Origin of the sequence: Clostridium celatum DSM 1785 (assembly GCF_000320405.1) — a bacterium.
Lineage (GTDB): Bacteria > Bacillota > Clostridia > Clostridiales > Clostridiaceae > Clostridium > Clostridium celatum.
Window position 1 is genome coordinate 1 of record NZ_KB291668.1, and the last position, 11,493, is coordinate 11,493.

Below are 11,493 nucleotides of genomic sequence, written 5' to 3' on the forward strand. Positions count from 1 at the left end.
TATATCTTGCTTTAATCAAGTTTTACATTTTGTTACTTGCGTCGTCATTTATCTTATCACTAATTATATATTATTCTAAAATAATATATTCTATTTTTATATATTTATATTCATATTTCTCTTATTTTCTATATATTTCTTAATAAATCTATTATTGATACGCGTGGATACGTTAATATGCTTATTATTGTATATTTTCAATTAAATATTACATTTAGCCCTCTAAATATTAAATTTAGACTATTAAAATATATAACCATAAATAAAAAGAGCTGTTTCAAAACAGCTCTTTTTAACATTAATTATATAAATTATATATAAATTAATTTATTATATTAAACAACTCTTTTTTTAGGAATAATTACTGGATTATCTTTTAATCCTTTTACCTCTTCATTATCATCTATTAAAGTACCCTTATCAGTAATAACATTATTCATATTTACATTATTCCCTATAACAGTATTTTGAAGAATAACACAATTCTCTATAACACTACCTTTTCCAATATAAACATTTCTTCCAATAACACAGTTCTTTACATTACCTTCAATATATGATCCATTTGCTATTATTGAATTAACTACATTACTTGTTTCTGTATATTGTGTAGGACAAGCATCTTTTGGTTTTGTGTATATAGGGAAATTACTATAAAATAACTCTTTATTCACTTTTTCATTTAAGAAATTCATATTTGCAGCAAAATAAGCATCAACAGAATTAATGCAAGCTAAGAATCCCTTAAATTCATAAGCTCCAACTTTTAATTTATTAATGTTTCCATTTATATATTGTTTTATTTTCTTATATTCTCCACTTCTTATACACTCATATATAATATCTGAGAATAAATCAGTTTTCATTATATACATTTCCATATTTATGTTAGCACTATTCTTAAGACCAACATTTTCTCCAACACCAATAACTCTAGAGTTTTCATCTAAGTTTAAAACTTGGCAATCAATAAAATCTTCTTCAACATGCTTTACATTTTTATATACTGTAGTAATATCATTTCCTTGTTCTATATGATATTTTAATACATTATTATAATCTATATTACAAATCATATATGAAGAACATATTAATACATATTCTTTTTTGCTGTGTTCAAAGTAATCTATATTATCTAGGAAATTATGAACATCGTCATGAACTGGATCAACATCTCCAAAATTGAATACTTTTAATCCATCCTTCTTGCGATGAATATCCCATGGCTTTCCATTTGTTAAATGATCCATTAATGATCTAGACTTATTTTTTGTAAATATGCCTATTCCCTCAATTCCTGAGTTTGTCATATTTGATAATATGAAATCTACTACTCTATATCTACCTGCTATAGGTAATGATGCTAATGGTCTACGTCTTGTCAACTCAATAGTCTTTTGCTCATTTTCATCTAAATTAATTATCCCAATACAATTATTCATCATTATTCTGTCTACCCCCCTATATTAATTAAGCTTCTAGTGATTCTAATACTGTTCCACTCTTAACATCTTCTTTTGATGCTATAACAGCTATATTTTCACCATCACCAATTTTACAATCTTTTCTTATTTTTGCCTCTCCACCAATAATAGCTTTTTCAATAACAACATTATCTCCAATCTTTGCATCAGTCATTATTACTGAATCTCTTATTATTGTATTCTTTCCTACATAAACTCCTTCAAATAGAACTGAGTTTTCAACAGTTCCATGAACTGTACAACCTTCAACAACTAATGAATTTTTTACATTAGCATCTTTACCAATATATTGTGCTGGTCTTACTGGACTAACTGAATATATTTTCCAATCATCTTCATAAAGATTTAATCCACTATCTCTACTTAATAAATCCATATTAGCTTCCCAAAGGCTGCTTATTGTTCCAACATCTTTCCAATATCCTTTAAATGGATATGCAACTAATCTTCTACCTTCATTTAACATTTTAGGAATTATGTTTTTACCAAAGTCATTGCTAGATTCTTTATCTTTTTCATCTTCCTTTAATGCTTGTCTTAAAGTTTTCCAGTTAAATATATATACTCCCATAGAAGCCATGTTACTCTTTGGATTTTGTGGTTTTTCTTCAAATTCATATATTGATAAATCCTCATTAGTATTCATTATTCCAAATCTACAAGCCTCTTCCATAGGAACTTCTATTACTGCAATAGTAGCTTCAGCATTCTTTTCCTTATGGAATTGTAACATTTTATCATAATCCATCTTATATATATGATCTCCTGATAAAATTAATACATATTCAGGATCATAATTATCAACAAACTCTATATTTTGATATATAGCATTTGCTGTCCCTTTATACCAATTTCCACCTTTTTCTTCTTGATAAGGCGGTAATATTCTAACTCCACCATCTCTTCTATCTAAATCCCATGGGCTACCTATTCCTATATGAGCATTAAGCTCTAAAGGTTTATATTGAGTAAGTACCCCAACTGAATATATTCCTGAATTAGAACAGTTACTTAAAGGGAAATCTATAATTCTGTATTTTCCCCCATATGGAACTGCTGGCTTTGCTAATTTTTTAGTTAACACCCCTAATCTAGATCCTTGACCACCTGCTAAAATCATAGCAACCATTTCTTTTTTTCTCACTATCCTCCACATCCCCTCTTGAATTTTATCTATATATTAATTTAAAACTATAGCGTGATTTACATTTTTTAATTTATGTTAAAATAGAGTACATACCCTATCAATTAATAATATTTTGTGATTTATTCTATCTATTTGTTTAAGCAATAGCACTTAATAAATTTAAAGTGCTATTACTTTCTACTAAACTAATTTTAATACTTTACATTCATGTGATTTTAATCTTATTTCTAGAATTTCATTATCATCTTCATAACATTCATTTTCAGATAATAAATCTATAAATTTTCCTTTTATTTTATTTAAAGAATATATCTCTTCTTTTTCTCCAATATTAACAACTACTATTATTTTTTCTTTATCTTTTTTTCTTTCATAACATAATATTGAATTATTTTTATCTATAAATTCGATTTCCCCAACCTTTAGAGCATTTTCACTGCATCTAATTTTAGTAATTTTTTTATAAAAATCTAATATATCTTTATTTTCTTTTCCCCATGGATATGCCTTTCTATTATCAGGATCTTTTCCTCCTGTTAATCCTGCTTCATCTCCATAGTATATTAATGGAACACCTGGTAAAGTCATTTGAATTGTTACAGCCATTATCAATAACTTTATATTATTATTTAATAATGTTAAAATTCTTTCTGTATCATGATTTCCAAGTATATTCATTGTTGAATAAAAAATTTCCTTTGGATAGTTCTCCTCAAGTGACATATATTTTTTTACAAAATATTTTGTATCTATTCGATTGTGAACTAAATCTAAAATTATCTGTCTAAGTGGATAATTAGTAACCGAATCTAATTCCCTTCCAAATAAGTATTCCCTTTTCCTGTTGTAACTTACTTTGTTGGATGCATCTTCCCAAACCTCTCCAACTAATACCCCTTCTTTTTTAACTGCCTTCAGTTTTTGCTTAAGTAGCTTAATAAATTCATCTGGTAATTCATCAGCCACATCTAATCTCCAGCCACTTGCTCCAAGTTTCAACCATTTCTCTATTACTGAATCTTTATCCCTAATAATATAGTCTAGATAACTTGGATTAAGTTCATCAACATTAGGCATATTATAAAATCCCCACCAAGATTCGAACACATTAGGATAATCATTAAATCTATACCAACTATAATACGGTGATTGTAAAGATTGATAAGCTCCTAAAGAATCATAGTTCCCAAATTTATTAAAATATATACTGTCCGCTCCTGTATGACTAAAAACCCCATCTAATATGATTCTTATTCCTAACTTCTCTGCCTCTTCACATAATTCACTAAATATTTTTTCATCACCAAACATAGTATCTATCTTCTTGTAATCCCCAGTATCATATTTATGGCAGCTTGGAGATTCGAATATAGGATTAAAATATATTGTACTCACACCTAATGATTTTATATATTTTAGCTTTTTCTTAACCCCCAATAAATTTCCACCATAAAAATCCCACCTAGCTATATTCCCAGAACTATCTTTTATATACATAGGATTATCACTCCAATTTCCGTATATAAAAGTATTACGTTTTGGGTTTAGTACTTTTCCATCATCATTTCCATTAAAAAATCTATCAACAAATATCTGATATATTATTCCTTCTTTATACCATTCAGGAACATCTTGATTTTGATATATAGTTATTTGATAGCTAATAGGCTCATTGTAATATACTTGTCCTACCCCTCCTAATGACTCAATATTATTACCATAAATAACATTCCCATAATAATTTACCCTAAAGTAGTAATATATAAGTCCTATAGAATTAGTAGTATCTATATTAATCTCATAAACCCATTTATTTATATCATCTCTCCACCCTACTTCTCTCATTTGAATTTCTCTCTGATTGTTATAGAAGTTTATTAGATTGATATAAGCTGAACATCTTTTATTTGTCCATAATCTCAATGTTACTGTTGTTCCTACTGTTACAGCTCCAAATGGATTTCTAAATTCAGTATCGTGAGAATTATGGATAATTTGTATTTCTCCCAACTCCACATTCCCCCTATAGATTTTTATATATTACAGTTGATCCCCAAATACCTGTTGCGTATTCTTTAATAGTTCTATCAGATGAAAAAATTCCTGAATGTGCAATATTAATTCCACACATCTTTTGCCATTTATTTTTATCTATATATAATTGATTTACACGTTCTTGTGCTTTCAAATATGAATCAAAATCCTTTAATACAAAGAATTCATCATTATAAGTTAATAAATTTTCATATATAGATCTGAATCTATCAATATCACTGCAATACTTACCATTTATTAAATCATCAGTTACCCTCTGTAACCTTTTATCTTTGTTCCATATATCCCAAGCTGAATACCCACCATTTTTATGATAATTAAGTACCTCTTCTGCATTTAGCCCGAAAATAATTATATTATCTTCCCCAACTTCATCTTTAATTTCTATATTAGCACCATCCAATGTAGCAATTGTAATTGCACCATTCATCATAAACTTCATGTTTGATGTTCCTGAAGCTTCTTTTGTGGTAGTTGATATTTGTTCACTTAAATCAGTGGCTGGTATTATATCCTCAGCTAATGAAACATTATAATTTTCTAACATAACAACTTTTATTTTGTCATTTACTCGCTTATCATTATTTATAGTTTTAGCAACCCTACATATTAACTCTATTATATTTTTAGCTAGATAATATCCTGGTGCTGCTTTTCCTGCAAATATAAATGTTCTTGGAATTATATCTAAATTAGGATTTTCTAATAAATTGTTATATAACTCCATTATTCTTAGACAATTTAAAGTTTGTCTTTTATATGCATGAATTCTCTTTACTTGAACATCAAAAATAGAATTCGTATCTACAAGTATTCCATTTGACTTGTAAATTTCCTTAGCTAAATTTTCTTTATTATACTTTTTAATTTCACCTAATCTATTTATTACATTAGGATCATCTAAGTGGTTTTTAAAATTCTCTAAATCTGTTGGATGTTTTATAAAGCTATCTCCTATTGTCTCTTTTAGTAAACTAGTAAGTTTAGGATTACTCTTAAGCAACCATCGTCTATGTGTTATACCATTAGTTTTATTATTAAATTTTGATGGATATAAATAGTAAAAATCAGACATTTCCCTCTTCTTTAATATTTCAGTATGGAGTTTTGCAACACCATTAACACTATGGCTCCCAACTATAGCTAAGTTAGCCATTTTAACATATCCATCAGATATTATAGCCATTCTTGCAATCTTATCCCATTGACCTACATATTTATTCCATAACTCTTCACAATATCTTCTATTTATTTCTTCTACAATCATATAAATTCTTGGAAGTAAATTTTTAAACATATCTACAGGCCACTTTTCTAAAGCTTCTGCTAATATTGTATGATTTGTATAAGATATAGTATTTTGTGTTATTCTCCATGCAGTCTCCCATGAAAGTCCCTCTTCATCAAGCAATATTCTCATTAATTCAGGAATTGCTAATGTTGGATGAGTATCATTAATATGAATGGCTATCTTCTCATCAAATATAGCTATATTTCCATTATGCTTCTTAAAATGTCTAACAATACTCTGGATACCTGCTGATACAAAGAAATATTGTTGTTTCAATCTAAGCATTTTTCCTTCATAAAATGAATCTTCTGGATATAAAACTAACGATATAGCTTCTACAGAATTTTTATATGAAATTGCTTTTATAAAATCACCTCTACTGAATGATGAAAAATCAAATTCATTAGATACAGGTTCTGCACTCCACAATCTTAATGTATTTACTACTTCATTTTCATATCCAACTATAGGTGTATCGTATGGTACTGCTAAAACAGGTTCATAATTAACATGAGTGAATGTTAACTTTCCGTCTACCTCCCCAGAAATTACACTTCCTCCAAACTTAACTATTTCACATTTATCCTGTTTCTTTATTTCCCAAACATTTCCCTCCCTTAACCAATTATCTGATGCTTCCACTTGTTGAGAATCTACTATCTTTTGCTCAAAAAATCCATATTTATATCTAATCCCACAACCATGTCCAGGAATATTTAACGAAGCCATCGAATCTAAAAAGCAAGCTGCAAGTCTTCCTAATCCCCCATTACCTAACCCCTGATCATGTTCTAAGTTCTCAATTTCCTCTAAGTTAATCCCTAATTCACTTAAAGCTTCCTTACAAATATCCCTTATTCCAAGATTCAAAAGACAATCTCCTAATAATCTCCCTAATAAGAATTCCATTGAGAAATAGTATACTTGTTTCTCTCCTGTTTGATTGTATTTGTTATTAGTCTCCATCCATGTACTAATAACATAATCTCTTACCAAACTTCCTAATGCTTCGTATTTTTGCTGATTACTTCCTTCTTTTAATTCTTTCCCATGTAATTGAACGAATTTGTTGTTATAATCTCTTTTAAATGAATTCTTATCAATTGATAGCATACATCTACCTCCTAATAGCTTGTATCTATTTATGGCTATTAACAACTACTTCATATAATTTTTTATATTCATTAGCTGATTTTTCCCAACTGTTATCAGAATTCATAGCTTGGTCAATAATATTTTTCCAAGAATCTTTATCGTTATAAACTTCTATTGCATATTCTAGGATATTCATTAATTCATTTGAATTAAAATTCTTAAATCCAAAGCCATTTCCTACTTTTGTATATTCATTATATGGAATTATTGTATCTTTTAATCCACCAGTTTCTCTTACTACAGGAATTGCACCATATCTTAATGCTATAAGTTGTCCTAAACCACATGGTTCAAACAATGATGGCATTAAGAAAATATCTGATCCTGCATATATTTTATGAGCAAGGCAATCATCAAATTTTATATTTGCAGAAACTTTATCTGGATATCTATATTGTAAATTTTTAAATGTTTCCTCATACCAATAATCGCCTGTACCTAAAATTACAATTTGAACATCTTTTTGAAGTAATCTATCTATAATATTTACAATTAAATCGCATCCTTTTTGATGTGTTAATCTAGATATTAATCCAATAACAGGTGTATTTTCCTTTTGAGGTAAACCTAACTCTTGTTGTAATTGCAATTTATTCTCTAATTTTCCCTTTAAATTTTTACTATCGAAGTTTTTAAAAATAAATTTATCTTTTTTAGGATTAAATTCTACGTAATCTATACCATTTACTATACCTAACAACTGATCTCTTCTTTGATATAACAATCCTTCTAATCCTTCACCATATTGTTTTGTTTTAATTTCTTCAGCATAGCTCTTACTAACAGTTGTTATTTCATCACAATAATTTAAACCGCCCTTTAAAAAGCTTACACATCCATTTAATTCAACGCTACCATTTGTTAATGGCATGTAATCATATCCAAACAATTCCGGTAATATATTAGGTGCAAAACACCCTTTAAACAATAAATTATGAATTGAAAATACAGTCTTAATCTCCTTATAGAATACATCTTTTTTATATTCTAGATTAAGTAATACTGGTATCATTCCTGTTTGCCAATCATTGCAATTTATTAAATCTGGTTGCCAATCAATTTCTTTTATAAATTCAACAACGGCTCTATTATAAAAGGCAAATCTTTCACCATCATCATAGTAACCATATAAACCATCTCTATTAAAGTAGTATTCATTATCTATAAAGTAATAAATTACACCTTTATATTCATATTGAAATACACCACAATATTGATTTCTCCAACCTACAGGAACTGTAAACCATTTTACAAATTGTAAGTTCTGCTTTAACTCATCTTTAATATTTTTATACTTTGGTATAACTACTCTTATATCCAGTCCCATTTTTTTTAAGGATTGAGGTAAAGCACCCATTACATCCCCTAATCCACCAGTCTTAATAAATGGATGCGCTTCTGATGCTGCAAATAATACTTTCATCTATTCACACTCCCTATTTTAATTTATTAATATTTTCTAACTTTAGAGCAATAGCTGCCATTGGTGGAACTTTTATATTTATTGAATATGGTTGATTATTATAAGGTATTTCTTCTGCTACAATAACATTCTCTATAACTTGTCCAGATCCACCATATTCCTCTTTATCTGTATTAAATGTTTCTTTATAAATTCCTAGAGTAGGTACTCCAACTCTAAAATCATACCTAACTACTGGAGTATAATTACATATAAAAATTAAGAAATCATTTTCTTTCTTACCCCTTCTGATAAAAGAAAATATACTCTCATCTGCATTATTAGCATCAATCCATTCATAACCATCAATATCATAATCTTTTTCCCATAAAGATTTATTTTCTTTATAAAAATTATTTATATCTTTGAAGAATTTATGGTTCTTAGTGTGAATACTATCATTCTCTATTAAATTCCATTCCAATTCCTCATATTCTCTCCACTCAATAAATTCTCCTAATTCACTTCCCATAAAAATTAACTTTTTACCTGGATGTGCAATCATATGAGCTATATATAATCTTAGTCCAGCAAATTTATTCCACTGATCTCCCCACATTTTATTTAAAAGAGAACCTTTTCCATGAACAACTTCATCATGTGATATTGGTAAAATGAAGTTTTCTGAATAATTGTATGCCATAGAGAACGTAATTTTATTGTGATTATATTTTCTGAAAACAGGGTCATCTTTAATGTATTTTAATGTGTCATGCATCCATCCCATATTCCATTTAAAGTTAAAGCCCAAGCCTCCATCTTCAATTGGTTTAGATATTTTAGGCCATGCTGTAGATTCTTCAGCAATTGTCATTACTGTAGGATATTCTTCATGAATTGCTTTATTATTAGTTTTAATAAACTCAATTGCCTCTAAATTTCCATCGCCCCCATATTTATTAGGAATCCATTCACCGTTATTTCTTCCATAACTTAAATAAAGCATATTAGATACTGCATCATTTCTAATTCCATCTATATGAAACTCCTTTATCCAATAGAATAAGTTAGATATAAGAAAACTGTTTACCTCTGCCTTTCCTAAATCGAAATTATATGTTCCCCAACCTTTATTATCTCTTTTCCATTCTTCTTCATATTCATATGTTGGAGTTCCATCAAACATGTATAATCCATGTGCATCTTTACAAAAATGACTTGGTACCCAATCAAGTATTACTCCAATTCCGGCTTTATGCAATTCATCAATTAAATATTTTAAATCATTAATATCTCCATGCCTGCTAGTAACTGAATAATACCCTACAGCTTGATATCCCCATGAAGCATCTAATGGATGTTCTATTATTGGTAATATTTCAACATGTGTATATCCCATTTCTGATACATATTTAGGTAATTCATCAGCTATCTCTCTATATGTCATAAATTCATTGTTTTTTCTCTTCCAAGAACCTAAATGAACTTCATATATATTTATAGGACTTTCATACATATTAAATCTTTTTCTTTTCATCATCCAGCTTCTATCGTTCCATTTATATTTTGTATTGTCCGCAACTATAGATGCTGTATTTGGTCTAACTTCTGATTTAAATGCATATGGATCAGCCTTATAATTAAATTTTCCACTTGTAGTTTCTATAACATACTTATATTTTTCTCCAGCTGTTATATTAGGAACAAATATACTCCACAATCCCTCTTTTGATATTTTTTCCATCTTGTATTCTTGTTCAATTTTAAAATTACAAAAATCTCCTGTTATATATACATTTTTAGCTTTAGGCGCCCAAGTTGTAAATCTTACACCTTTTTTTCGTTTCTCATATACTAAATGTGCGCCCATAAATTTATATGCTTCATAATGTTTTCCTTCATGAAATAAATAAATGTTCATATCACTTACTTCACACTTAGTTTTAGTTTTTGCTGATTTTTTTCTAGCATTCTCTTCTATATTTTTATCATTATCTATACTTTTTTCTATATTTAGACTATCTATATTATTTGAATCTAATTTCTTATTCTTAATATCTGTTATTGTATTTGAATTTATTGAATTAACATCATTAATTGTTTTTTTACGGCTATTTTTCTTTACTGCAGTTCCTATGTTCCTCACCATATTATCCCTCCTACCATAGTATATTTTGCAAAACATTACTATTTAAAGTAATTTTATCTATTCTATTTTATAATTCTATCATTTACTTTTTACATACTTCAACTTCTTTTAAGCGACATATAATACGATAAAATTTATAGTATACTTTTACATTGCTTCTATTTTTGTTGTTTTAAGTTGTTTTTTAATATTTTACTTTGTTTTCTTGTCACTTTTTGACGATATTTTTATACATATATGCTTTAAATGAATACTATTTATTATTAATAATCACATATACATATACACTATAATTTATGTTTATTATCATATTATTATTAAATTAAATAAAATTTATAATAAATAAAAAAAAGAAAAATATAAAAATTGTAATGCTTGAATCTATCATTAGTTAAACGCTTTCTTTTTCCAATAATTAGAATTTATTAAAGCTAATTTCTAGTATTTTAAAGCACAAAAAAACACTTAAATTAAACTAATCTAAGTGTTCTTTCTTGCCTAATAACATTCATTTAGATAAATTTTTACATGGAAATTTAATTTTATATTGATTTCCAAAGTAAAGCATATATCTCTTTAAAGCATATATCTCTTTTATTTTCTCTCTAGCTAACATCATAAGATAATTTATAATACAAAAATACTTAGATTAATTTCTAAGCAATTTTTATCCTACTTGACGACATTCGTTGTGATAATTTTTAATACTTAATATTCTACTAAATCCTCTAGTAAAAGAACAACATATTTTTACTTCCAGTATAAAAGTAGAACGTTAATTATCTTTAAAATTATAATTTTACATAACAA

Annotated in this window: 6 protein-coding genes; all 6 read right to left on the minus strand. The window is 27.5% G+C overall.

From position 1 onward, the window contains the following. Nucleotides 1-335: 335 nt before the first annotated feature. Nucleotides 336-1,442 (minus strand): glucose-1-phosphate adenylyltransferase subunit GlgD, encoded by a 1,107-nt coding sequence (glgD, locus tag HMPREF0216_RS12060; protein ID WP_040419840.1) that lies wholly within the window; start codon nt 1,440-1,442, stop codon nt 336-338. A gap of 28 nt (nt 1,443-1,470) precedes the next feature. Then, the gene (locus HMPREF0216_RS12065; RefSeq protein WP_040419837.1) at nt 1,471-2,628 is read right to left on the minus strand and encodes a glucose-1-phosphate adenylyltransferase; all 1,158 of its coding nucleotides are present in this window, start codon (nt 2,626-2,628) and stop codon (nt 1,471-1,473) included. A gap of 183 nt (nt 2,629-2,811) precedes the next feature. Then, nucleotides 2,812-4,641 (minus strand): glycoside hydrolase family 13 protein, encoded by a 1,830-nt coding sequence (locus HMPREF0216_RS12070; protein WP_040419838.1) that lies wholly within the window; start codon nt 4,639-4,641, stop codon nt 2,812-2,814. A gap of 13 nt (nt 4,642-4,654) precedes the next feature. Next, nucleotides 4,655-7,090, minus strand: a complete 2,436-nt coding sequence (locus tag HMPREF0216_RS12075; RefSeq protein WP_040419839.1) for a glycogen/starch/alpha-glucan phosphorylase — start codon at nt 7,088-7,090, stop codon at nt 4,655-4,657. A 25-nt stretch (nt 7,091-7,115) separates the two neighbouring features. Further along, on the minus strand, nt 7,116-8,555 hold the full coding sequence (gene glgA, locus HMPREF0216_RS12080; RefSeq protein WP_005214665.1) for a glycogen synthase GlgA: 1,440 nt from the start codon (nt 8,553-8,555) through the stop codon (nt 7,116-7,118). A gap of 13 nt (nt 8,556-8,568) precedes the next feature. Then, the gene (gene glgB, locus HMPREF0216_RS12085; protein ID WP_242824725.1) at nt 8,569-10,455 is read right to left on the minus strand and encodes a 1,4-alpha-glucan branching protein GlgB; all 1,887 of its coding nucleotides are present in this window, start codon (nt 10,453-10,455) and stop codon (nt 8,569-8,571) included. Between the last annotated feature and the right edge of the window lie 1,038 nt (nt 10,456-11,493).

Coding starts and splice junctions, on each gene's coding strand:
- HMPREF0216_RS12075 (WP_040419839.1), bottom strand. CDS start 7,090: ATGCTATCAATTGATAAGAATTCATTTAAAAGAGATTATAACAACAAA.
- glgB (WP_242824725.1), bottom strand. CDS start 10,455: ATGAACATTTATTTATTTCATGAAGGAAAACATTATGAAGCATATAAA.
- glgD (WP_040419840.1), bottom strand. CDS start 1,442: ATGAATAATTGTATTGGGATAATTAATTTAGATGAAAATGAGCAAAAG.
- glgA (WP_005214665.1), bottom strand. CDS start 8,555: ATGAAAGTATTATTTGCAGCATCAGAAGCGCATCCATTTATTAAGACT.